This window comes from Aquamicrobium soli (genome assembly GCF_042646345.1).
GTDB classification, from domain to species: domain Bacteria; phylum Pseudomonadota; class Alphaproteobacteria; order Rhizobiales; family Rhizobiaceae; genus Mesorhizobium; species Mesorhizobium soli_A.
The window spans coordinates 67473-90138 of record NZ_JBHRTK010000016.1; the positions used below are offsets into that span (position 1 = coordinate 67473).

At 64.4% G+C, this 22666-nt stretch carries 23 protein-coding genes and 1 tRNA gene; 11 read left to right on the forward strand and 13 right to left on the reverse strand.

The window, feature by feature from the left end:
- Window positions 1-27: 27 nt before the first annotated feature.
- From ACFOHJ_RS16880 to ACFOHJ_RS16895, 4 genes are all read right to left on the reverse strand, one after another.
- Complete coding sequence (locus ACFOHJ_RS16880) at window positions 28-267, reverse strand: DUF2188 domain-containing protein (protein WP_378222451.1); 240 nt, start codon at window positions 265-267, stop codon at window positions 28-30.
- Window positions 268-424: 157 nt separating this feature from the next.
- Complete coding sequence (locus tag ACFOHJ_RS16885) at window positions 425-1531, reverse strand: NADH:flavin oxidoreductase/NADH oxidase (protein WP_378222452.1); 1107 nt, start codon at window positions 1529-1531, stop codon at window positions 425-427.
- 69 nt (window positions 1532-1600) lie between these two features.
- Window positions 1601-4690 (reverse strand): efflux RND transporter permease subunit, encoded by a 3090-nt coding sequence (locus ACFOHJ_RS16890; RefSeq protein WP_378222455.1) that lies wholly within the window; start codon window positions 4688-4690, stop codon window positions 1601-1603.
- The gene (locus ACFOHJ_RS16895) at window positions 4687-5949 is read right to left on the reverse strand and encodes an efflux RND transporter periplasmic adaptor subunit (protein ID WP_378222457.1); all 1263 of its coding nucleotides are present in this window, start codon (window positions 5947-5949) and stop codon (window positions 4687-4689) included. Before ACFOHJ_RS16895 ends, ACFOHJ_RS16890 begins: the two co-directional genes overlap by 4 nt.
- Window positions 5950-6134: 185 nt before the next feature.
- On the opposite strand from ACFOHJ_RS16895, the gene ACFOHJ_RS16900 reads away from it, so the two are divergent.
- Window positions 6135-6219: transfer RNA gene (locus tag ACFOHJ_RS16900), tRNA-Leu, on the forward strand.
- 209 nt (window positions 6220-6428) lie between these two features.
- Here the strand turns inward: ACFOHJ_RS16900 and ACFOHJ_RS16905 are convergent.
- Entirely contained in the window at window positions 6429-7592 is a 1164-nt protein-coding gene (locus ACFOHJ_RS16905) for an alpha/beta hydrolase (protein ID WP_378222460.1), read from the reverse strand.
- A gap of 113 nt (window positions 7593-7705) precedes the next feature.
- Window positions 7706-8794 carry an alpha/beta hydrolase gene (locus tag ACFOHJ_RS16910; RefSeq protein WP_378222462.1) on the reverse strand — a complete coding sequence of 363 codons (1089 nt, stop codon included), beginning with the start codon at window positions 8792-8794 and terminating at the stop codon, window positions 7706-7708.
- Window positions 8795-9003: 209 nt separating this feature from the next.
- Between ACFOHJ_RS16910 and ilvA the strand changes: the two genes are divergently transcribed.
- Window positions 9004-10266 carry a threonine ammonia-lyase IlvA gene (gene ilvA / locus ACFOHJ_RS16915; protein ID WP_378222464.1) on the forward strand — a complete coding sequence of 421 codons (1263 nt, stop codon included), beginning with the start codon at window positions 9004-9006 and terminating at the stop codon, window positions 10264-10266.
- A gap of 21 nt (window positions 10267-10287) precedes the next feature.
- Here ilvA and gloA read toward each other — a convergent pair whose 3' ends face one another.
- Window positions 10288-10728: a lactoylglutathione lyase gene (gene gloA / locus ACFOHJ_RS16920; RefSeq protein WP_378222466.1), complete on the reverse strand. Its 441-nt coding sequence runs from the start codon at window positions 10726-10728 to the stop codon at window positions 10288-10290.
- 189 nt (window positions 10729-10917) lie between these two features.
- Here gloA and ACFOHJ_RS16925 point away from each other — a divergent pair, with 189 nt between their 5' ends.
- The 3 genes from ACFOHJ_RS16925 (at window position 10918) to ACFOHJ_RS16935 (ending at window position 12941) form a co-directional block, all read left to right on the forward strand.
- Window positions 10918-11514: a cold-shock protein gene (locus ACFOHJ_RS16925; RefSeq protein ID WP_378222469.1), complete on the forward strand. Its 597-nt coding sequence runs from the start codon at window positions 10918-10920 to the stop codon at window positions 11512-11514.
- 139 nt (window positions 11515-11653) lie between these two features.
- Window positions 11654-12154 carry a DUF192 domain-containing protein gene (locus tag ACFOHJ_RS16930; RefSeq protein WP_378222472.1) on the forward strand — a complete coding sequence of 167 codons (501 nt, stop codon included), beginning with the start codon at window positions 11654-11656 and terminating at the stop codon, window positions 12152-12154.
- A gap of 19 nt (window positions 12155-12173) precedes the next feature.
- Window positions 12174-12941 carry an alpha/beta fold hydrolase gene (locus ACFOHJ_RS16935; RefSeq protein ID WP_378222475.1) on the forward strand — a complete coding sequence of 256 codons (768 nt, stop codon included), beginning with the start codon at window positions 12174-12176 and terminating at the stop codon, window positions 12939-12941.
- Here the strand turns inward: ACFOHJ_RS16935 and ACFOHJ_RS16940 are convergent.
- Window positions 12920-13528, reverse strand: coding sequence for an HD domain-containing protein (locus ACFOHJ_RS16940; RefSeq protein ID WP_378222477.1), 609 nt, complete (start codon window positions 13526-13528; stop codon window positions 12920-12922). The genes ACFOHJ_RS16935 and ACFOHJ_RS16940 overlap by 22 nt on opposite strands.
- A gap of 141 nt (window positions 13529-13669) precedes the next feature.
- Between ACFOHJ_RS16940 and cysE the strand changes: the two genes are divergently transcribed.
- Window positions 13670-14515, forward strand: a complete 846-nt coding sequence (gene cysE, locus ACFOHJ_RS16945; protein WP_378222480.1) for a serine O-acetyltransferase — start codon at window positions 13670-13672, stop codon at window positions 14513-14515.
- Between the two features lie 135 nt (window positions 14516-14650).
- Window positions 14651-14854 carry a DUF3126 family protein gene (locus ACFOHJ_RS16950; RefSeq protein WP_378222482.1) on the forward strand — a complete coding sequence of 68 codons (204 nt, stop codon included), beginning with the start codon at window positions 14651-14653 and terminating at the stop codon, window positions 14852-14854.
- Window positions 14855-14899: 45 nt separating this feature from the next.
- Here ACFOHJ_RS16950 and ACFOHJ_RS16955 read toward each other — a convergent pair whose 3' ends face one another.
- The gene (locus tag ACFOHJ_RS16955) at window positions 14900-15631 is read right to left on the reverse strand and encodes a hypothetical protein (protein ID WP_378222484.1); all 732 of its coding nucleotides are present in this window, start codon (window positions 15629-15631) and stop codon (window positions 14900-14902) included.
- 120 nt (window positions 15632-15751) lie between these two features.
- Here ACFOHJ_RS16955 and ACFOHJ_RS16960 point away from each other — a divergent pair, with 120 nt between their 5' ends.
- Entirely contained in the window at window positions 15752-16279 is a 528-nt protein-coding gene (locus ACFOHJ_RS16960; protein WP_378222486.1) for a gamma carbonic anhydrase family protein, read from the forward strand.
- A gap of 70 nt (window positions 16280-16349) precedes the next feature.
- Here the strand turns inward: ACFOHJ_RS16960 and ACFOHJ_RS16965 are convergent, their stop codons facing one another.
- The 4 genes from ACFOHJ_RS16965 to ACFOHJ_RS16980 form a co-directional block, all read right to left on the reverse strand.
- Entirely contained in the window at window positions 16350-16562 is a 213-nt protein-coding gene (locus ACFOHJ_RS16965; protein WP_378222488.1) for a Flp family type IVb pilin, read from the reverse strand.
- A gap of 465 nt (window positions 16563-17027) precedes the next feature.
- Window positions 17028-17627, reverse strand: coding sequence for a transglutaminase-like cysteine peptidase (locus ACFOHJ_RS16970; RefSeq protein ID WP_378222491.1), 600 nt, complete (start codon window positions 17625-17627; stop codon window positions 17028-17030).
- A gap of 224 nt (window positions 17628-17851) precedes the next feature.
- The gene (locus ACFOHJ_RS16975; RefSeq protein ID WP_378222494.1) at window positions 17852-18469 is read right to left on the reverse strand and encodes a PilZ domain-containing protein; all 618 of its coding nucleotides are present in this window, start codon (window positions 18467-18469) and stop codon (window positions 17852-17854) included.
- Between the two features lie 148 nt (window positions 18470-18617).
- The gene (locus ACFOHJ_RS16980; RefSeq protein ID WP_378222496.1) at window positions 18618-19256 is read right to left on the reverse strand and encodes a PAS domain-containing protein; all 639 of its coding nucleotides are present in this window, start codon (window positions 19254-19256) and stop codon (window positions 18618-18620) included.
- Between the two features lie 467 nt (window positions 19257-19723).
- Between ACFOHJ_RS16980 and ACFOHJ_RS16985 the strand changes: the two genes are divergently transcribed.
- The 3 genes from ACFOHJ_RS16985 to gatB all read left to right on the forward strand — a co-directional run bounded on the left by ACFOHJ_RS16985 (window position 19724) and on the right by gatB (window position 22645).
- Window positions 19724-20458, forward strand: coding sequence for a rhomboid family intramembrane serine protease (locus ACFOHJ_RS16985; RefSeq protein WP_378222498.1), 735 nt, complete (start codon window positions 19724-19726; stop codon window positions 20456-20458).
- 107 nt (window positions 20459-20565) lie between these two features.
- Window positions 20566-20997 (forward strand): CBS domain-containing protein, encoded by a 432-nt coding sequence (locus ACFOHJ_RS16990; RefSeq protein ID WP_378222501.1) that lies wholly within the window; start codon window positions 20566-20568, stop codon window positions 20995-20997.
- Window positions 20998-21145: 148 nt separating this feature from the next.
- Window positions 21146-22645, forward strand: coding sequence for an Asp-tRNA(Asn)/Glu-tRNA(Gln) amidotransferase subunit GatB (gatB, locus tag ACFOHJ_RS16995; RefSeq protein ID WP_378222504.1), 1500 nt, complete (start codon window positions 21146-21148; stop codon window positions 22643-22645).
- Window positions 22646-22666 lie beyond the last annotated feature (21 nt).

The window sequence follows — 22666 nt, forward strand, 5'->3', positions numbered from 1 at the left end:
CCCCCGATGTGCTTTTTTTACCGGTGCTTACTCCGAGACTTCGGTCTGCGGCCGGTCGCTGCCGTCCGCTACTTCCTCGTGCCACTTGCCTTCGGAATCCTCATAGACGATGCCGTCCGTGGAGCCAGCGATCTGCTGCTCGGACGAAGCCATTTCCGCGGCGTGCAGCGCCTGGGTCCGGCTGGGGAAGGTTTCCGAAAACGTAGACCCCACCTTGTAGGCCCAGCCGCCATCATGCTCGACGATCGAGTAGACAAGTTTTGCCATGGATGCCTCCAGCTTGAGGAATTGCAGATAAAGCGGTCTTGCGGCCAGGCCTGCTTGCCGGCCGGTATTTCCTGCAAAACGCGGGCTGGGGCCAAAGGTTGCAGCCAGAGCATTTCCAGCAAAAGTGTGATGCGGTTTTGCGCCCGGGGATGCGGCTCTATTGCTGCGCGTCTTTTACCCAGTGCTGCATGGTGGTGACCGAACGCAGCAGTTGCGGGGCGGCGTGGATCGGTTCGCCCAGCGTTGCCGCCGCACGCCAGCCCCAGCGCGGATCGGCGAGGAACGCCCGCGCCAGCGCCACCATGTCGGCTCGGCCCTCGGCGACGATCGAATTGGCATGGGACGGGTCGGTGATCAGCCCGACGGCCCGCACCGGAATGTCGGCGCCCTTGCCCACGGCTTCCGCCAGATCGACCTGGTAGCCGGGCCCGGAGGGAAACTTCTGCAACGGCGAATTGCCGCCGCTGGAACAGCAGATATAAGCGACGCCTTCGGCCTTTAGCGCCCTGGCCACCTCGATGGCGTCCTCGACGTCGAAGCCGCCATGCACCCCGTCCTTCACCGACAGCCGGGCGCCGAGCATCAGGCGAGGGGCCGCCTTGCGCACGGCCCGGGCGACCTCGACTGCAAAGCGCATGCGGTTTTCCAGCGAGCCGCCCCAGCGGTCCGTGCGCTTGTTGGAGAGCGGCGACAGGAACTGGAAGATGAGGTAGCCGTGCGCGCCATGCAGTTCGATGAAGTCGAAGCCGGCGCGTTCGGCGCGTCGCGCGGCGTCGGCGAAGCGCTCGACGACCTGCCAGATTTCCTCTTCGCTCAGCGCATGCGGCACCTGCCAGCCCTCGTCATAGGCGATGGCCGAGGCCGCCACGACCGGCCACGGGTCCTGGCCGGCCGGCAGCGGCCCGCCGCCTTCCCATGGCCTGAGGCAGGACGCCTTGCGGCCGGCATGGGCAAGCTGGGTGCCGAACTTGGTGCCGGGCGCGGCGACGCGGCGGGCGGCATCCAGCGCGCGCCTGGCGGCCGCTTCGTTGTGGTCGGAATAGAGGCCGAGGCAGCCATGCGAAATGCGGGCGCGGCGCTCGACATTGGTCATCTCCACCGTGATCATGCCCGCGCCGGACAGGGCATAGCTCATCCATTGCTGCACATGCCAGTCGGTAGCGGAGCCGTCGTCGGCCGAATACTGGCACATCGGGGCGATGGCGATGCGGTTGGGAAAGGTGAGGCCGTCGAGGATGATGGGCTGGAAAAGAGGCGCTGTCATGAATGGCTCCGGATAAATCCGCCTCTATGTAGGTGAGGCCGGCCGCCGGCGCCACCCACGGCGACCGGGTCAGGCGGCAGGCCTTGCCAGATCCGGTTGCCGCGGCGACGAGCCGAACGCCCGGCCGATCCGGTTGGAGAGCCACTCAAGGTAAAGATAGATGACCGGCGTCACGAATAGGGTCAGCGGTTGCGAGACCAGCAGGCCGCCGACCACCGCCACGCCGAGCGGCTGGCGCAGTTCGGCGCTGGCCCCGGCGCCGAGCGCGATCGGCAACGTGCCCATCAGCGCCGCCAGCGTCGTCATCATGATCGGCCGGAACCGCATCAGGCAGGCACGGTGGATGGCGTCCACGGGCGACATGCCGCTGCGGCGCAGGTCGATCGCCACGTCCACCATCATGATGCCGTTCTTCTTGACGATGCCGATCAGCATCAGGATGCCGATCAGCGCGATGATCGAGATGTCCATGCCGGCGAGCCTCAGCGCGAGCAGCGCGCCGAGTACGGCCGAAGGCAGGCCGGACAGGATCGTCAGCGGGTGGATGAAGCTCTCGTAGAGCATGCCGAGCACGATATAGATGGTCAGGATCGCGGCGAGAATGAGCAGCCCCTGGTTCGCGGCCGAATCCTGGAACGTCTTGGCCGTGCCAGCATAGGTGGTGGAAACCGTGTGCGGCAGGTGCAGTTCTGCCTTGATCGCCTCGATGCGGTCGGTGCTGGTGCCGAGCGACACGCCGGCCGGCAGGTTGAACGAGATCGTCACCGCCGGCAGCTGGCCGAGCTGGTTCACCGCCAGCGGCCCGGCGGTGCGCTCCACCGTGGCGAAGGCGCCGAGCGGCACGAGATTGCCGTTGGCGCCGGCCACCTTCAGCCCGAGCAGCGACTCCGGCGACCATGGAATGCGCGGGTCCGCTTCCAGGATCACGGGATAGCTGTCGGTGCTCTCGAAGATGGTGGCGGCCTGCTGCGTGCCGAAGGAAGAATAGAGGGTCGAGCGCAGGACGTCGTTGGTGACGCCGAGCGCCGCCGCCTTGTCGGGATCGACCTTGATGGTGGCCTGCAGGGCGTTGTTGCTGAGGTCGGTGGCGACATCGACGAAATGCGCGCGGTCCTGGGTCATGGCATCGGCGATGCGGCCGGCCCACTCGTCGGTCGTGTCGTTGTCGAGTGCCTGCACCACGAGCTGGTACTGGCTGGCCGAGGCGCGCGAGCCGAGGCTGAGGTTCTGCACTGGCGTCATGAAGACGTTGATGCCGGCGACTGTCCCGGTTTCGCGGCGCAGCGCCGACAGCACCTGTTCGAGCGGTGGCCGCCGGTCCTTCGGCTTGAGTTCCACGAACAGGCGGCCGTTGTTGAGCGCGCCGCCATTGTTGGAGCCGGCCGACTGGGCAACATGCGCGACATAGGGCGACTTGGCGAAGATCGCGGCGACGCGGCTCTGCAATGCCACCATCTGGTCGTAGGAAATATCCTGCCGCGCCTGCGTGCTGACGGCCAGTTGGCCGATGTCTTCCTGCGGAAAGAAGCCCTTGGGCGAACTTTCCAGCAGCCATACCGACATCGCCGTGGTGACGATGAACAGCAGCGCGACCAGCATTGTGTTCTTCAGGCAGAAGCCGAGCGCCGAATCGTAGCCGCGCAGGATGAATCCGTGCCCTTTCGCGTCGGCCTGCTTCCGGGGTGCCCGGAGCAGCCGCGAGCACAGCATCGGCGTCAGCGTCAGCGAAACCACCATGGAGGCGAGGATGGCGGCGGTGACGACCATGGCGAACTCGTTGAGGATGCGGCCGACGACGCCGCCCATCAGGAGGATGGGCAGGAAGACGGCCACCAGCGAGATCGAGATGGAAATGATGGTGAAGCCGATTTCGCGCGAGCCTTTCAGCGCGGCCTCGAACGCCGAAAGCCCGTCCTCCTCCATGTGGCGGAAGATGTTTTCCAGCATGACGATGGCGTCGTCGACGACGAGGCCGACCGATAGCGTCATGCCCATGAGCGAGATGTTGTCGATGGAAGCGCCGAGAAGATACATGACGGCCAGCGTGGCGATCAGCGAGATCGGCACGGCGACGGCGGGAATGATCGTTGCGGTTACGCGGCGCAGGAACAGGAAGATGACCATGATCACCAGCACGATGGTCAGCGTCAGCGTGAACTGCACGTCGCTGACTGCCTGCTGGATCGAGACGGAGCGGTCGTTGAGCATCCGCAGGTTTGCCTGAGGCGGCAACTGGTCGGCGAAGCTCGGAAGCATCGTCTTGACCCGCTGCACCACATTCACGGTGTTGGCGTCGGGCTGGCGTTGCACGGCCATCAGGATGGAGGGTGTCGCGTCGTACCAGCTTCCGGACGTGGTCACGGCGACGGAATCGATGACGCGCGCGACGTCGGCGAGATGCACCGGCCGGCCGTTGTTGTCGTCGATGACCAGTTGGCCGAACTGGCCGGCGTTCTCCAACTGTGTGTTGGCAGTGATGGTGAGCTGCTGCTGGTCGTCGCTGAGGGTGCCGAGCGGCGTCTGGCTGTTGGCGTTGGCGATCGCCGTTTCCAGTTGCGAGACGGAGATGTTGCGGGCGGCAAGCAGGCTGGGATCGACCTGGATGCGCACCGCATATTCCCGGCTGCCGAAGATCTGCACCTGGGCGACGCCGTTGATCGTCGACAGCGCAGGAGAAATGACGTTCTGGGCGAAGGCGTCCAGTTGCGTCAGCGGCGTCACTTCGCTCGTCAGCGCCAGGATCAGGATCGGCGCATCGGCCGGGTTGACCTTGCGATAGCTGGGCGGCGTGGTCATCTGCGGCGGCAACTGGCGCTGCGTGCGCGCGATCGCGGCCTGCACGTCGGCCGCCGCCGCGTCGATGTCGCGGTCGAGCACGAACTGGATGGCGATAGAGGTATTGCCCAGCGTGTTGCTGGTGGAAATGGAATCGATGCCGGCGATGGTGGACAATTGCTTGATCAGCGGCGTGGCGACCGAGGTCGCCATCGTCTCCGGCGAGGCGCCCGGCAGCGAGGCCGAGACATTGACGACCGGGAACTCGGCGCTGGGCAGAGCGGCCACCGGCAGCAGCCGGTAGGCGAAGGCGCCGGCCAAAATCAGCGCGATCGACATCAGCAGCGTGGCGACGGGCCGCCGGATGCAGAATTCGGAGATCATTTGCCGGTTTCCGTCAAGGCGGCCTCGGAAATCCTGGCGGCTCCGGTGTCCTCGGTGACCGGCGCGCCGTCCTTGAGCCGTCCCTGGCCTTCGACCACGACCTTTTCACCCCTGTTCAGCCCGGCCGAGACCGCCGTCTGCCGGTCGTTGGACATGGCGATCGTCACGGTTTTCATGGATGCCTTGCCGTCGGCGCCGACCACGAACACATACGGCCCCTTCTGTCCGGTTTGCAGCGCGACCGTCGGCACCGTCACCGCATCCTTGAGCGTTCCGAAGCGGATCGCGACGTTGACGTAGAGGCCGGGCCAGAGCTTGCCGGCGCTGTTGTCGACCGAGGCGCGCGCCGCGATCGTGCCCGAGGTCGTGTCGACGGAGGAATCGAGGAAATCCAGCGCGCCCTGCGCCAGCGGGCCGCCGCCGTCGTCGCGGCTGCTGAGCGTAACCGTCGCCTGGCCGGGGTTTGCGATCGCCGACTGGAGAAGGCCGAGATCGGCCTCGGGCAGGGTGAACGTCACCCTCAGCGGGTCCATCCGGGTGATCGTCACCAGCGGCTGGGAGGAGGAGCCCGATTGCTGCGTGGTCGACGTGTTGGTGCCCGACTGGCCGTTTCCGCTGCTGACGAGGTCACCGACCGAAGCGTTGATCGTGCCGAGGCGTCCGGGGGTCGCCGCCACGATCGTGGCATAGCCGAGCTGGACCTTGTCGGCCTGGATCGCGGCCTGGTCGGCCTCGACCGCCGCTTCCAGCCCCTTGGTGGTGGCAAGCTGCTCGTCATAGGCCTGCTGGGTCCCGGCGCCCTTGGCGAGAATTTCTCGAGCCCGGTCGAGGTCGGCCTGGGCGCTGACGAGCGCCGCCTGATCCTTGGCAAGGCCCGCCTGGTCCTTGGCAAGCTGGGCGTTCAGCGCGGAGTCGTCGAGTTTGAACAGGATGTCGCCGGCCTTGACCGTCTGGCCGTCCTTGACCGGGATTTCGGTGATCTGGCTTGCGATGCGCGAGCCGACGTTGACGACGGCGGGGGAGGACAGGAACCCGGTGCTGTAGCGCATGATGGGAAAGTCTGTCGTCTGCACCGGCGCTGTGACGACGGCGGTCGGCCGCGGGCCTTGCTGGTTGCGGGCGCGATCGCCCTGCGCGGCATGTGCCTTGTAGCGGGTAACGGCCCCGGGGCCGGCGACAACCGCCAGCCCGAACGCCAGCGCGACCGCGATCAGGCAGGCTACGATCTTCGTGCGCACACTCCAGCCCTCATTCGTCACCACCGCATCCCGGTTTGCCGGGAACTACTGGCGCCGCCATTTCAGCAGCATTGTGGACAAACAACGCCGAATGGGCGGAATGGAAGCAAGATTACCGCGATTTAATGCGCCCGCATAACTTGCCCGGCCGAGCGCTTCCATGCCATTGATCGCCGGCAGGCTGGGCATGGCCGAAGCCGGCCCGGGCGGACGTGGTGGAACTGGTAGACACAAGGGACTTAAAATCCCTCGGGCTTGCCCGTACGGGTTCGATTCCCGTCGTCCGCACCAGGCAATCCGGAAAATCATGGGAAGGTGAGGACGCGAGGCGGCCGACGGGCATCACCCCCCTCAAGCCCGATGCCACGCGCCGGCGAATGCCTCGCGCCCCCGAATTCCGTTTTGCGCATATCCTTAACAAAGTGCAAACGGATCGGCGGTTTAACCTTATCTTCTAACCTTAACCGCAGTTTCGGGACGGTCCGTCAAGGGCCGGACGTTCACTGTCCGGTGACGACGGTCAGCACCTTGAGCGGCGTCGTGATGACGATCTCCGCCACAGCGCCGACCGCTTGTCCGAGGCCCTGGCCGAGGTCGTTGATGCGTCGCTCGTCGAGCGGCGGTTCGGTGTCCGACAGGCTGGCCGGCGCGCTCAGGCGGTCGCCGAGCAGTTGCACCAGGATGGGATTGTCGGCGAATTTGGCGTGGTTGAGCCGGTCCGCTCCCTTGGTCTTGGTGAGGTCCACGACGATGACGCCGTAGCTGGCGAGGTCGGCGGCGTCGTTATAGTCGCCGACGCGCGGCTTGGAACCGGAAATCAGTCCTGAAATCTGCAGGGCGCGGTCGTCGCCCGACAGAAGCACGGTGAACGGCTTGTCCGGCTTGCCGTAGCGCAGCATCTGCTTCTTGAACACGTCGACATCGATGTCGGGCGAGGCGAGGATGACGTAGCCGAGCTTGCCGCCGAGATCGCGATCGCCGGTGATGGCCAGTTGCCTCAGCGCTTCCATCGTCACCCAGGTGCCCATCGAATGGGCGATGATGTCGATGCTTTTCACCTTGGTCGCGGCGAGCAGGCGAAGCGTCGCCTCGAGGTCGTCGCGGGCCGCGTTGGCGCTTTCCTTGTCGTAGACGTAGTCGGTGATGCGGCCGCCCGACGCCCAGGAAAACAGCACCGGCGTGCCCGGGTAATTGGTGTCGGCGGCGATCTGGGTCAGCCGGTAGATGCCGTCGTCGAAGCCGTTGTTGAAGCCGTGCACGAACACCAGCGCGCGCTCGCCTCGCTTGACCACGTCGGCGCCGAGCGCCTTGGCGAAATGCTGCCGGTCGGGGTAGGTGACGACCCGCCTGGCGGTGAAGTCCTTGGCCGGATCGCTGGGCGCGCGACCCTTGGCGCGCTCGATGCTGCCGACGCGGTGGGCCTTCGGCACGGTGACGTCGACGCGCGCGTAGTTGGTGGTCAGCGAGCGGTCGCCGTCGAAGACCTGGCGCGGATTGGCGGTGGCCTGCTGGCGCGTGGTGGCGACGAAGATTTCATGGGTGGAGCCGATGCTGGACGCCGGCGCCTCGACGGCGACCCGGTTGATCAGGTCATGCGCGCTGTTGCCGGCGCAGCCGGCGAGGGCGAGCGCGAGTAACACGGCGATCAACGACCTCTGGCGCACGGCGACATCGCTCCTCAATCGTGGGTGGCGCCGGGCGCCTCACCATCCGATAAAGAAAGAACCATTTTCGGTCCAGCCGCAAGTGAGGCGGCCGGTGGGCGCGGTGGCCGGCACTACAGGACACCGCCGGCCTGAGTAAGTTGCCTGATGCGGTCGGTCACGTCGCGGTCGCTGGCAAAGCCGTCGTCGAGGCGCAGCCGCTGGCCGAGCTCCTTCACTAGAGCCGGGTTGTCCGCGAACTTGGTGTGGTTGAAGCTGTCGCTGCCCTTGGCGCGCGAGACGTCGACCACGGTGACGCCGTAGTCGGCGAGGTCGGAAGCGTTCTTGTAGTCGCCGACGCGCGGCTTCCAGCCCGCGATCAGGCCGGAGAGGCGCAGCGCCCGGTCGTCATCGGACAGAAGCAGGATGAACGGCTTGTCGGGCTTGCCGTAGCGCCGCATCTGGCTCTTGAACACGTCGACGTCGATGTCCGGCGAGGCCAGGACCACGTCGCCGAGCTTGCCGCCGAGGTCGCGGTCGCCGGTGATCGCCAGCTGGCGCAGCGTTTCCATGGTGATCCAGGTGCCCATGGAATGCGCGACGATGTCGATGCGTCGCGCGCCCGACTGTTCGAGCATCCGCAGCGTCACCTCGAGCTGGTCGCGCGCGGCGCTGGCGCTTTCCTTGTCGTAGACGTAGCTGGTGGTCGAGGCGCCGGAGGCCCAGGAAAACAGTACCGGCGTGCCGGGATAGCCTGCGTCGTGGACGATCTGGGTCAGCCGGTAGACGGCGTCGTCGAAGCCGGTGTTGTAGCCGTGGACGAACAGCATGACGCGGCCGCCGCGCGCGGCGATGTCGGCGTTGAGCGCTTGCGAGAATTTCGGCGCGGTGTCGTAGCCGACCACGTCGGTCGCCATGAAGTACCGGGACGGGTCGTCGGACCGGCCGCGGCTCTTGCGCTCGATCTGCCCGGTCTTGTGGACCAGCGGGACGGTGACGTTGACGCGGGCGAAATTGAGCTTGGCCGAGCGCTCGCCGTCGAAGACCTTGCTCGGATCGCTGGAGCGCTTGCGCGTGGTGGCGATGAAGATCGCGTGGTTGCCCGCGATCTGCGAGACGGAGGCGGATACGACCGCGCTGCCGAGGAGGTCTTCGGTCCGGTGGCCACCGCAGCCGGCGACAAGCAGGGCAAGGGCCGCGACGAAAAAGCTATTCAAACGCACGTTATGTCCAGTCAAAACCCAAGGGCGGCAGGGGGTGCCGGCCCATCGATCGTTCCCCGTTTTTGCGAGAATTTGTCCCTCCAGCCAAGTGCGGCGGAAGTAAGTCAGGCTTCGCCGAAAAGCCGGCCGCGCCGCTTTGTTTGCGGCGAGTGTTGCGCGAAAGCCAAAATGGCGGCAGGAACGCCTGATCAGGATTGGATGCCCGCCTCATGACCAGCTTTGCCGACAGTGTTGCCAGCGCCGCGACGGCAGTGCGCGAAATCTTCCCCGAGACGCCGTTGCAGGAGAACGACTACCTGTCGAAGAAGTTCGGCGCGCGCATCTTCCTGAAGCGCGAGGACCTGACGCCGGTGCGCTCCTACAAGATTCGCGGGGCATTCAATTTCTTTCGCAAGGCGCTCGCCGCCGGCAGCAAGGCGGAGCTGTTCGTCTGCGCCTCCGCCGGCAACCACGCGCAGGGCTTTGCCTTCGTATGCCGTCATTTCGGCCGCAAGGGCGTGGTCTTCATGCCAGTGACCACGCCGCAGCAGAAGATCGACAAGACGCGGCTGTTCGGCGGCGAGTTCGTCGAAATCAGGCTCGTCGGCGACTTCTTCGACGATTGCTACCACGCGGCCCTTGCCTTCACCGAGGAGTCCGGCGCGCTCATGGTGCCGCCCTTCGACCACCGCGACATCATCGAGGGGCAGGCGACGGTCGCCTACGAGATCGCTGCCCGCATGGGTCGAGCCAAGAAGCCCGAGATGATTGTGCTGCCGGTCGGCGGCGGCGGGCTGGCGGCCGGCATCACGCAGTATTTCGGGCAAGGGCCGGGCGAGGGCGAGCCGCGTTTTGTCTTTTGCGAGCCGGCCGGCGCGCCGAGCCTGAAGGAAAGCCTTGCGGCCGGCAAGCGGGTAAGGCTCGCGAAGATGGACAGCTTCGTCGATGGCGCGGCCGTCGGCGAAATCGGCCGCGAGAATTTCCGGCTGCTGAAAAGGTTCTCGCCCGAGGATGTCCGCGCGATCCCGGAGAACCGGCTCTGCGCGACGATGATCGAGATGCTGAATATCGAGGGCGTCGTGCTGGAGCCGGCCGGCGCGCTGGCTGTCGATGCGCTGAAGGATTTCCCGAAGAAGGAAATCCGCGGCAAGACCATCGTCTGCGTGGTGTCAGGCGGCAATTTCGATTTCGAGCGCCTGCCCGACGTGAAGGAGAGGGCGCTGCGCTTCCAGCGGCTGAAGAAGTATTTCATCATCCGCTTCCCGCAGCGGCCGGGCGCGCTACGCGATTTCCTCCAGTTGCTCGGGCCGGACGACGACATCACGCGCTTCGAATATCTGAAGAAGTCGGCGCGCAATTTCGGCTCGGTGCTGATCGGCATCGAGACCAAGGACCACCGCAATTTCGATACGCTGACGGCGAAGTTCACCGCCGAGGGTGTGCAGTATCAGGACATCACCGACAACGAGACGCTGGCGAACCTCATCATCTGAAGGCCGCCAGCGTCGGGGAGATCACCAGCTTCCGGTGTTGGGCATCGAGGCCCACGGCTCGGCCGTTTCCTTGGCCTCGCCCTTCTGCAGCAGTTCGATGGAAATGCCGTCCGGCGAGCGCACGAATGCCATGCGGCCATCGCGCGGCGGACGGTTGATGGTCACGCCCTTGTCCATCAGATGCTGGCAGGTGGCGTAGATATCGTCGACCTCGTAGGCGAGATGGCCGAAATTGCGGCCGCCGCGATACTCTTCCGGATCCCAGTTGAAGGTAAGCTCGACCAGCGGTGCCTTGTTCTCGACGCCGCTCTTCTCGTCGTCGGGCGCGGCAAGGAAGATCAGCGTGTAGCGGCCCTTTTCGTAGTCGTTGCGGCGCACTTCCTTCATGCCGAGGCCGCCGCAGAAGAAGTCGAGCGACGCGTCGATGTCGGTGACGCGGATCATGGTGTGCAGATAGCGCATGGATTCCTCCTGAGGGTTGCGGCGCACAATAAGGGGCAGGCCGTGTCGCGGCAACCGTTAGGTCTAAGGACAATCCGGCGCGGGAAGCTTCTGGAAAATGGCGGTCAGGTCTTGCACTGACCGGAAATGCCAGTGTTAATCTGCAGGTAAGAATCAGTTACTGTGTTTTCGACGATAGGGGGCGTTCCAATGGAAGACAAAGCCTCTTCGGTGGGGCGGAATGCGACCGTTGGCGCGACCGCGACGCGGAATGAGGCCGGCGACCAGGCCGGTCTCGTCGAAGTTTCGGGCGCCATAAAGTGGTTTGACGTAGCCAAGGGCTACGGTTTCATCCTCCCCGACGACGGGGTGTCCGGCGATATCCTGCTCCACGTCACCTGCCTCAGGAAAGACGGTTTCCAGACGGCGCTCGAGGGGGCGCGTGTGGTGTGCCTCGCCAGGCAGGGCGAGCGCGGCCTGCAGGCCTTCCGCGTGCTTTCCATGGACCTGACCACGGCGGTGCATCCGGCGGAGATGCAGGAGCAGCGCACCCACGTCACGGTGACGCCGGAAAGCGGCCTCGAGCGCGCGCTGGTCAAGTGGTTCAATCGGATCAAGGGCTTTGGTTTCCTCAGCCGGGGCGAGGGGACGGAAGACATTTTCATCCATATGGAAACCCTGCGCCGCTATGGCATCGCCGAGCTTCGGCCGGGGCAGGTCGTGCTCGTTCGCTTCGGCCGCGGCGACAAAGGCCTTATGGCCGCCGAAATCCACCCCGACATGGGCACCTTGCCGGTTTCACACTAGAGCGGCCGACGCCCGGATAGATTGGGGCTGCCGCTCCATCTTGTTGTTCTAGCCGCATTTGTACGACGCCAGACGATTTCGTCTGGCTGTAAAATGCTCTAAACCCGTCGTGATCCGGCTGGCGCTGCATGGAGCGGTGATGCGTTACAGGAAATGGATGGCCGCGGGCGCCCTGGTGGTGCTGGTCACGGTCTTTGCGTCGTTTCAGGCGCAACCTGGCTTTGCCGACAGCCGGGCGATGATGCTTCCGGTCGATCCGGCGCCGCTGGTGGTGGTGACGCACAAGGCCGAGCGCTCCTTCACCATCGAGATCGCCGACGATAGCGCCGAGCGTTCCGCCGGCCTGATGTTCCGCGAGGACATGCCCGACGACCGCGGCATGCTGTTCGTGTTCCAGGACACCAGGAACGTGGCCTTCTGGATGAAGAACACGCCGATGCCGCTCGACCTGCTTTTCATCGGCGAGGATGGCCGCATTCGCGCCATCCTGCCGGGCGAGCCGCAGTCGGAAGCCGTGATCGACCCCGGCGAGCCGGCGCGCTATGTGCTGGAACTGAAGGCCGGCACTGCCGCGAAGGAAGGGATCAAGGTCGGCGATCTGCTGAAGCACCCGGCCATCGGCACGGGCCAGCGCAACTGAATCCAGGGATTTGCCGCCGATGCAGTTCTTCCACCATGACGGCTTCGACCTCGCCTTTCTCGACCGCGCGCCGTCTTCCGGCAGCGGCGATCCGGTGCTGATGATCCACGGCTTTTCCTCCAGCCACTACGTGAACTGGGTCGCACCCGGCTGGTTCAAGACACTGAACGATGCTGGCTACCGCACCATCGCGCTGGACAATCGCGGCCATGGCCAGTCGACCAAGGCTTACGAGGAAGCGGACTACGCGCCGGCCAGGATGGCCTCGGACGCGGCCGCGCTGCTGGACCATCTCGGCATCGAGCGCGCGCATGTCATGGGCTATTCCATGGGCGCGCGCATTTCCGCTTTCATGGCGCTGTCCGACCCCGACAAGGTGGCGACGCTGGTGCTGGGCGGGCTCGGCATCGGCATGGTCGACGGCGTCGGCGACTGGGACCCTATCGCCGAGGCGCTGCTTGCTCCCGATGCCGCTTCGATCACCCATCCGCGTGGAAAGATGTTTCGCGCCTTTGCCGACCAGACCCGCAGCGACAGGCAGGCGTTGGCCGCCTGCATCATCGGCTCGCGTACGCTGCTCAGCGAAGGCGAGGTGGCGCGCATCTGCCAGCCGACGCTGGTCGCCGTCGGCACGGCCGACGACATTGCCGGCTCGCCCGACGAACTGGCGGCGCTGATGCCGAACGCCGAGGCGTTCTCCATCCAGGGCCGCGACCACATGCTGTCGGTCGGCGACCGGACGTTCAAGAAGCGCGTGCTCGACTTCTACGCGGAAAACCCGCTCTGAGCATGCCCTTCCAGCGCGGCGAGGAACACCGCCATGTTCCGGCGTGCCTGCGCCTCGAAACGGTCGCGGAACTCCGGCGTATGGAAGATTGCCTCGCGCGCCAGGAAACCCTTTAGCACGGCGGCGCGCCCGGCGAGCCAGGCGGCTTCGGGCACCCAGCCGTACTCCTTCCGCACCGCTTTCTCATAGGCCGCGAACGCGTCCGGCGCGGCACCCAGCACCGACAGGTCCATGTCGAGGAAGAGGGCCGCATCACGCAGGGCGCCGGCATCGCCGAGGTCGGGCAGTCGGTGCGTCGCGGTGGCTTCGATCATGGCGGCGATGCGGTCGAGCCGGCCAGCGTCGACGCGGCCTGCCAGCCGCTCGCGAGCCAGTGCCGCGCTTTGCGCCTCGTTGTTCTTGGCGCGGCTGTCGTAGATGGCGTCGTGGAACCAGATCGCCGCCTCGACCGCTTCCGGATCGGCCAGTTCAGCACGGTATTGGCGCGCAAGCTCAAGCAGTGCGCGGATGTGCTTCATGCCGTGGTAATGGCGTGAAGGGGCGTCGTAGAGCGCCGAAAGCTCGTTTTTAAGGGCTTCGTCCAGCAAGGTTTCGTTTTCCCGTTGCCGTTGAATTTACGTCGGTTCTAACCATTTGACAGGTAGCTAAGGAAATTTGAGTTCACCCATGCCGGCATCTGGCCTATAGGTGCATTCCTGAACTGGACTGGCGGCTGTCGGAGACTGTCTATGAATATCAATTCCGCCCGCGTGAATGCGTTGCAGCCTGTGGACCCCATCTGGCGCTCGGTGCGCGACGAGGCGCTGAAGGCCGTGGCGCGCGATCCGCTGTTGTCGGCCTTCCTCTATTCGACCATCCTCAACCAGGAAAGCCTGGAGGATGCCGTCATCCACCGGCTGTCCGAGCGGCTGGCGCATCAGGATATCGGCTCCGACCTCATCCGCCAGACGTTCAAGGCGATGGCCGCCGACGACCCCGAATGGTCGAGCGTCGTGCGCGTCGATATCCAGGCCTATTACGATCGCGACCCCGCCTGCGACCGCTTCATGATGCCGATCCTCTATTTCAAGGGGTTCCACGCCATCCAGACGCACAGGCTGGCCCATTGGCTGTGGAACCAGGGCCGGCAGGATTTCGCGCTCTACCTGCAAAGCCTCTCTTCCTCGGTGTTCCAGACCGACATCAACCCGGCCGCCCGGATCGGCAAAGGGGTCTTCCTCGATCATGCCACCGGGCTCGTCGTCGGCCAGACGGCGGTCATCGAGGACGATGTCTCGATCCTGCACGGCGTGACGCTGGGCGGCACCGGCAAGGCCGGCGGCGACCGCCACCCGAAGATCCGCCGCGGCGTGCTGATCGGGGCCGGCGCCAAGATCCTCGGCAACATCGAGATCGGCCATTGCTCCAAGATCGCGGCCGGTTCAGTCGTGCTGTCGCCGGTTCCGCACAACAAGACGGTGGCCGGCGTGCCGGCGCGCGTCGTCGGCGAAACCGGCTGTGACCAGCCTTCGCGGCAGATGGACCAGCTGCTGCCGTCGCAGTCGATGGACCAGGTCGTCAGCTTCGATATCTGATTACGGTGGCGGGTGGCAGGCCGCGCCGCTTTGTCGGGCGCTGAAGGCTCTTGCGCCTTTACATCGCAATTGCCGGCGTGCCAGAAGCGCGATTACGCACGCAAATCACCACACGATCGGAATTGGAGAGCACCGTTGAAGCCGGATGAAATCAGAAAGCTGGACGCCTATTTCAAGCGCGCCTTCCAGAACCCCAGGCTGGAAGTGAAGGCCCGCCCGCGCAAGGACGATTCGGCCGAAGTCTATCTTGGCGACGAATTCCTCGGCATCGTCTTCAAGGACGAGGAAGACGGCGACTACAATTTCTCGATGGCGATTCTCGACATCGATCTCGGCTGAGCCGGGATTGACGGGCAGGCGCCATGACGCCTGCCTGGCCACATCTCAGCGCGGCATTTTCAGGATGCGCTCGGCCTCGGCCGCGACGGCCTTGTCGAGCGCCTGCCAGTCCCCCAAAAGCTCTTCCGGAAAGCGATAGGTGAGGCTCAACCTGTCGCCGACGAGAATATCTCGCTCGCACGGCGCCAGCGTCTCCCGCGCGCTCTCGCCGCTGAGGCAGCGCGCCACGAACGGCTCCTGGCCCGGCCGGTAGGCAACCGCCAGCACCTCGTTGAGATAGCCCGACGTCGCCTTGAAGGCATAGCGGATGATGCCGTGAGGGCCGGGTGTTCCGGGTTGCTCGATCAGCGATTGATAGATCGGGGCGAAGCGGCCGCTCATGCCGCGCGACATCATCTGCGGCTCGAATGCCAGAAAAAGGATGTTCCTGCGCGCGCCGCGGCCGTTGAAGTCGTCACGCGCCGCATCGCTATAGCCGTCCATCGAAGGATAGCGCAGGTAGAGGTCGAGCCGCGGGGCAGGGCCGTCGCGGCGCGCATCGGCGAAGCGGATGGTGTTGGCCGGAACCGCCAGCACGTTGTCGCCGATCATGACCGCGTGCACGGTGGTGTCGTCGCTGTAGCCGCCGAGCGCGATGGAATGGCCGAACCAGCGGCCGCCGAAGCTGATGGCGAGCGACAGCAGCGCCAGGCCCGCGAAGGCGCAGAAGACCTTCGTCATCAGCGGCGAATCGATGACGGTATAATCCTGGCCGGCGGTGGCCTGTTTCGTGGACATCGTGCGCGTTCGACCTGCGATCCTGAACGGTGCCGGCACGGCGAAGATTTCGCCGGCCGTTCGTTCCTGACTGTGCTGTTTCATGGTAAACGGGCGGTAAAGATGAACCTGGAAACAAAAATGCCTGTTTACGAACTGGATGGAACGGCCCCGCGCTTCGAGGACGAGAGCAGCAACTGGATCGCGCCCGATGCGGTGCTGGTCGGCAATATCGATATCGGCCGCAATGTGGGTTTCTGGTTCGGGGTCGTGGTGCGGGGCGACAACGAGGCCATCACGATCGGTGCCGACACCAATGTGCAGGAACACACGGTCATGCACACCGATATCGGTTTTCCGCTGACCATCGGAAAGGGATGCACCATCGGCCACCGTGCCATGCTGCATGGCTGCACCATCGGCGACAGCAGCCTGGTCGGCATGGGCGCCATCGTGCTGAACGGCGCGAAGATCGGCAGGAACTCGCTCGTCGGCGCCGGCGCGCTGGTCACCGAGGGCAAGGAGTTCCCGGACAATTCGCTGATCGTCGGCTCTCCCGCCCGCGTCGTTCGGCAACTGGACGGACAGGCGGTTGCCGGCCTGCGCGCCTCGGCCGCGCACTATGTGGAGAACGCCAAGCGCTTCATGGCCGGACTGAAACCGGCCTGACCGGCTATCCCCCACAACGGAAAAGGGCCGCCCGAAGGCGACCCTTTCGTTCTACGCCGTAGCGTAAATTTCAGCCTGCCGGATCGGCCGGCGGAGGGGTCGCGGTGCCTGCCGTGGGATCTTTGATCTTGTCAGCAATTTCGTTGAACTTGTCGTTGATGTTGGTGCCGAGTGCGCCGGCGCCGACCATGATGGCCACGGCGATGAGGGCGGCGATGAGGCCGTATTCGATGGCGGTCGCGCCGGACTCGTCTTTGTAGAAGCGGGCGATAAGCTTCGTCATTTGTTTGTTCCTCTGACCCAGTTTGTGACGTTCATCTTTGGCGGTTTCTTTTCGAACCGTGGCCCAACACTAGGCGACTTCGATTTCAACCCCGTTAAAGAGGATGGTAAACGAAAGGTAGTCGGCCGTTTGCTTAATGAATAAAGAATAGATAAGTTTTTCTGCATTCGATTTTTGCAGATCAGAGGGTATCATGCGGGCATCTCTTGTCGCACGGCGTTGCTCACGCCCACCGATACTGGCGAAGGCCTGATGTTCGCGTACCCAAAAAGGCGGAGCCGGCCCGGGGACGGAGCCGGCTCCTGGAATCCGGTCGTTGGGGACGGGGAGGGTGGGACTCGACCGGATTTTCCCGTGGCGGCGCTAAAGCGCGCCGCAATCTTTCAGCTTCGCTTCAGGCACTTTCGCGCCTTGATCCGCGCATGCTTCCTCCCGAAACCGGTTCCCGCTTTCCGAAGGCATGTGCTAGCGGACGCTGGCCACCGCGTCGGCACGGCCGTCGTTGATGGTTACCCACACGCCCGAATTCGTTTGCGACTGGCGCTTGAGATAGGTGTATTCGGTGTCGGTCCAGGCGAGCACTTTCGGCTCCAGATTGTCGAGGATGAACTCGCCGAGGCTGGTGCGCACCGTCAGCACCGCGTGGCCGTCGCCGTTCGGCTGGCGCACGACGGTGATCAGCAGGTCGCCGGCCGGCATGCCCGCTTTCATCAGGCGGCGGCGCTTTTCCAGCACGTAGTCCTCGCAATCGCCGAAACCGCTGGTGGGGTAGGACCAGACTTCTTCCTTGCCCCACATTTCCATGTCGGTGCGCGGCGTTACCGTGGTGTTGACGCTGTTGTTGACGGCAACGATCGTTGCCCACAGGGTGCGCGTCAGTTCGGTCGGCGCCCGGTTCGGCGTCTTCTGCCGGCATTCCTGCGGCAGTTGCTGGCAGAAATCGTAATGGCCGACCGGCTGGGTGGTGCGGCCGCCGGTGTGCATGAAGCTTCCCGCATAGGCGGTTCCCCAACCGCCGAACTGCAGGGCCATTGCCAGAAGCAACAGCGCGCTTTTCTTGTTCATTTGTAGTCTCCCCGTTTGAGGAGACAATGACATGCCCGGATTTATTCGGCGCAAAGGTCCGAAGTAGATATTGAGTAAAACCTAGGTCGATTTGTTATAGATGTTGAAACTCTGTTTCGTAAAACAAGTCGAAAAATTATCTAAAATTTTAGAGATTTTCGCCTCGCGCCGTTAACAAAAAAGCCGGCGCTGCGGCCGGCTTTTCGAGGGCGGGCGAAGAGGGATCAGGAGCGCGGCGCGTTGAATTCGGAATCCAGCGAATCCACCCGCTGGACCGTGGCGAACTCGATGGCGATGCCGTCCTCGAAGTGGCGCACCACCTGGCCGCGCATGGTGCCGAGCATGACCTGCACGCCGATGGCCGGCTTGACGTCGATCTCGATGGCGGCGCCCGAGAGCGACAGGTCGATGATGCGGCACTGATAGTGGCGGCCGTCGCTGAGCTGCAGCACGGTCGTCGGGTTGCGCGGCACCGCGCGCTCGTGGCGGCGGTCTTCCGGCAGGTCGAGTTCGTGCTTGTTGGCAAGCCAGGTAAGCTGGGCCGCGAGCTTGTCCTTCTTGCGGTCGGATGCGATCACCGTCATCGCGAACCCGTCCTGCAGGATGCGGGTGATGACGCCCTCGATGCGGCCGATGTGATCGATATAGGCGATGACCTTCTCGCCCGGCTGGCCGACGCGATCGGTGCGCAAGGCTACGTTGCCTGGAGACATGTCGACGACCTGGCAAGGGTGTTCCGTGCGGTCCTCCAACATGAAGCGGCCATAGACCTTGACGCGAACGCGCTGAAAGTTGCGCCTTTCTGCACCGGACGGCGCAAGCTCGACCGCCGCTGATCTCATGACTGCCTACACCCCGTTGGCGTTCCCGCGCGCGGACGGGAATTCTCCAGGTGAACCTATGTCAATACAGGTTAACAAATAAGAAACCCGGCGCGCCTCTGGTAAACGCCAGGGGCGCCGGTCCCGAGGCCCGGACCGGGCTGCCGGACTACTCCTCGCGCCCCCCGTCGAGCACGACGAGATGGCGGATGCGCCGTGCCCGGCTGAACTCGGAGATGGTCGTCGGCCCGTCGATGCTGGTCGGCGCCAGCGGCGGCACCGAGATGGCCGGCCGGTTCTTCAGGTACATCGGTTCCTTGTCCGGATCGACGACGCGGATCGAATCGATGATCGCCTCGGTGATCGGATCGGCCCCGAGCCAGAACGGCTTTTCGGCCGCCGACACGATGCCGAGGCTGCGCGGGTTCTCCACGCCGCCGTCGAGCGGCAGCGCCAGCAGTTCGAACCGGTTGGAGCGCCCGTTTCGGCTCAGGCCTTCATAGGCGACGACCACGACGGACTTCTGCTGGAAAACGCCCTCGATCAGTCGGGTGACCAGCCGCCGGTCCTTCTCGCGCCAGAGCGAGGGGAACGAAAACCCCTTCAGTTCGCGCCCATAGGTGGCGCACAGCCGGGTTCCGGCGAGGCGGAACACGGCTTCGCCGCGCGTATCCTTCTCCAGGATGAACGTGTCGGCCAACAGCGCCTTGATGTCGGCCGGCTCGATTTCGGTACGCTTCGGGGCGTGGCGGCCGTCGCGAAGCCGGTTCCAATATTGGAACAGTGCGATCGATCCGTTCAGTTTCATACCTGTTCCATTCCGCGCTTCCCTGTGACCCGATGTGCCATCGGTGGACAGAAGGGCGCCTTCCTGTGACCCTACATGCTTCGCGTTGCAGGAGGCATGCCAGCACAGTTAACGTTTGTTCACGGGTCGGGGCCGTTAAGGTTAACGAATGGTTTAGATTGCCCTCGGCGACCATCTGTGGGACACAAAACACTCCATTTCGCAGCCTCTTTCGGCTGCACTCCAGTCAGGATTTTGGGGGAAGGGGACTCGACCCACCGTTCAAGGGAAACCTTGAACGGTTTTTTTTGATTCGCGGCCGGCGATTCGCAAAGCCGCGATTCGGCCGCCGGGATTGCCGGCCGCGGATCGCCATTTGTGGATTGCCGGGCAATGCACTACAGCATGTCTCCCGAAAAATGTGCCGTGGTTTCGGGGCGCGAAGACATGCAAGAGCGAAGCCTGCCACTCAACCGGATCGACCGCTTATGAACGAACCGACAAGCCCTGTTGAGAAGGACCGGATGCCCGGTTCGCCGGAGCACGAGCCGCGCCGGGGCCGCGAGCCGATGTTCAACCTTCCCGGGATAGTGCTGGCGATCATCGGCCTGTGCGCGGCGGTCTACCTGCTCCAGTTCCACGTTCTGGACGACAGCCACAACTATGTCCTGCTTTACGACGCCGCCTTCATTCCGGCACTTTATACCGGCCAGTACGGCTTCGACTGGTTCATGCTGACGCGGCCCTTCACCTATACGTTCCTGCATGGAAGTTTCGCCCACATCGCCGTCAACATGGTGTGGCTGGCGGCTTTCGGGCCGCCGCTAGCCAACCGCTTCGGCGCGGCGCGCTTCGCCTTCTTCTTCGCGATGACGGGCCTCGCCGCCGCGGCGTTTTTCTTCATCATCCATCCCTTCATGGAGGCCCCGCTGGTCGGCGCATCCGGATCGATCTCGGGCATGATGGGGGCCGCCGCGCGCTTCGGCTTCCAGATGGACCGGTCGGCGGGGCGCTCGGCTTTTTCCGGCCGGCCGTTGCCGTTCTCCATGGTGCTCCGCTCGCGCAGTGTCGTTGCTTTCCTGGCCGTCTGGATGATCATCAACCTCGTGACCGGGATTGTCGGCATGGGCGCCGGTGAATCCAGCCAGATCGCCTGGGAGGCCCATATCGGCGGCTTTCTGGTCGGCTTCTTCGGATTGAAGCTTTTCGACCGGTCGCGGTAAGCGCGGCTGCGTGCCGCCTACTTGCGGCACTTGAAAAGAAATCGATCCCGGCGCACCATGATCACCGGAAAGTGAGGCCGGGCGGGCATAAGGCAGAGGAGGTCGCCATGACGGTCAAGGCTATTCTTGAGAGCAAGGGCTACGACGTACTGACGCTCGGGCCGAATGAAAGGCTGGTCGATGCCGTGCGCATGCTGGCGGAGCATCGGGTAGGGGCGCTGGTCATCACCAACGGCGACAGGAAGATCGTCGGCATCCTTTCCGAGCGCGACGTGGTGCGGGTGGTCGCCCGGCATGGAGCTGCCGCGCTCGACCTGACGGTTCGCGAGGCGATGACGCCGAAGGTCAAGATCTGCAACGAGAACCATACCGTCAACGAGATCATGGAGATCATGACGACGGGCCGGTTCCGGCACCTGCCGGTCGAGAAGGACGGCCTGCTCCACGGCATCGTATCCATCGGCGACGTGGTCAAGCGCCGCATCGAGGATGTCGAGCGCGAGGCGGAGGAAATCAGGGCCTATATCGCGACGGCGTGATTGTTCCGATAGCTGATGAAGTCTGAGAGAGGCAGCGACGCACGCCAAGCCTTGCCTCGGCGGTTGCTTTGCACTAGCGAGTGAAATTCTACCGACTGTTGAAATTCGCCAATCGGTCGGTTTTGTTTTTTTGCTTCAGCAGGCCGCTATGACCATCATCGACACCCGTACGCCCGACCCCAAGCGCCTGATCCCCGGCGCTACCGGTGACTGGGAAGTCATCATCGGCATGGAAGTCCATGCGCAGGTGACCTCGGAGGCAAAGCTGTTCTCCGGCGCTTCCACGAAGTTCGGCGCGGCCCCCAACGCTAATGTCAGCCTGGTCGACGCGGCGATGCCCGGCATGCTGCCGGTGATCAACGAGGAGTGCGTGCGCCAGGCGATCCGCACCGGCCTCGGCCTGAAGGCCGAGATCAACCTGAAGTCGGTCTTCGACCGCAAGAACTACTTCTATCCGGACCTGCCGCAGGGCTACCAGATTTCGCAGTTCAAGCAGCCCATCGTCGGCGAGGGCACCGTTATCGTTTCGGTCGGCCCTGACAGCAAGGGCCAGTACGAGGACATCGAGGTCGGCATCGAGCGCCTGCACCTGGAACAGGACGCCGGCAAGTCGATGCACGACCAGCACCCGACCATGTCCTATGTCGACCTCAACCGCTCGGGCGTGGCGCTGATGGAGATCGTCTCCAAGCCCGACATGCGCTCGCCCGACGAGGCCAAGGCCTTCCTTACCAAGCTTCGCACCATCGTGCGCTATCTCGGCACCTGCGACGGCAACATGGACGAGGGCTCCATGCGCGCCGACGTCAACGTCTCTGTGCGCAAGCCGGGCGGCGAGTTCGGGACGCGCTGCGAGATCAAGAACGTCAACTCGATCCGCTTCGTCGGCCTGGCCATCGAATACGAGGCGCAGCGCCAGATCGCCATAATCGAGGACGGCGGCACCATCGAACAGGAGACGCGCCTGTTCGACCCCAACAAGGGCGAGACGCGCTCCATGCGCTCGAAGGAAGAGGCGCACGACTACCGCTACTTCCCCGATCCGGACCTGTTGCCGCTGGAGTTCGACCAGGCTTATGTCGATGCGCTGGCCAAGGACCTTCCGGAACTGCCCGACACCAAGCGGGCGCGGCTGGTCGAGAAGCTGGGGCTTTCGGCCTACGATGCCTCGGTGCTGGTCTCGGAAAAGGCGATCGCCGACTATTTCGAGCGTGTCGCCTCTGGGCGTGACGGCAAGCTTGCCGCCAACTGGGTCATCAACGACCTCCTGGGCGCCTTGAACAAATCCGGCAAGGACATTGAAGAGACTCCGCTTTCGCCCGGCCAGCTCGGCGCGATCCTCGACCTCATCAAGCAGGGCACCATCTCCGGCAAGATCGCCAAGGACCTGTTCGAGATCGTCTGGAACGAGGGTGGCGACCCCGCCGAGATCGTCGAGGCGCGCGGCATGAAGCAGGTGACCGACACCGGCGCCATCGAAAAGGCGGTGGACGAGGTCATCGCCGCCAACCCCGACAAGGTCGAGCAGGCGAGGGCGAAGCCTACCATGGCCGGCTGGTTCGTCGGACAGGTGATGAAGGCGACCGGCGGCAAGGCGAACCCGCAGGCCGTCAACGACCTGGTCAGGGCCAAGCTCGGGATCGAATAGGGCATCTCATCGGCGGTGCGA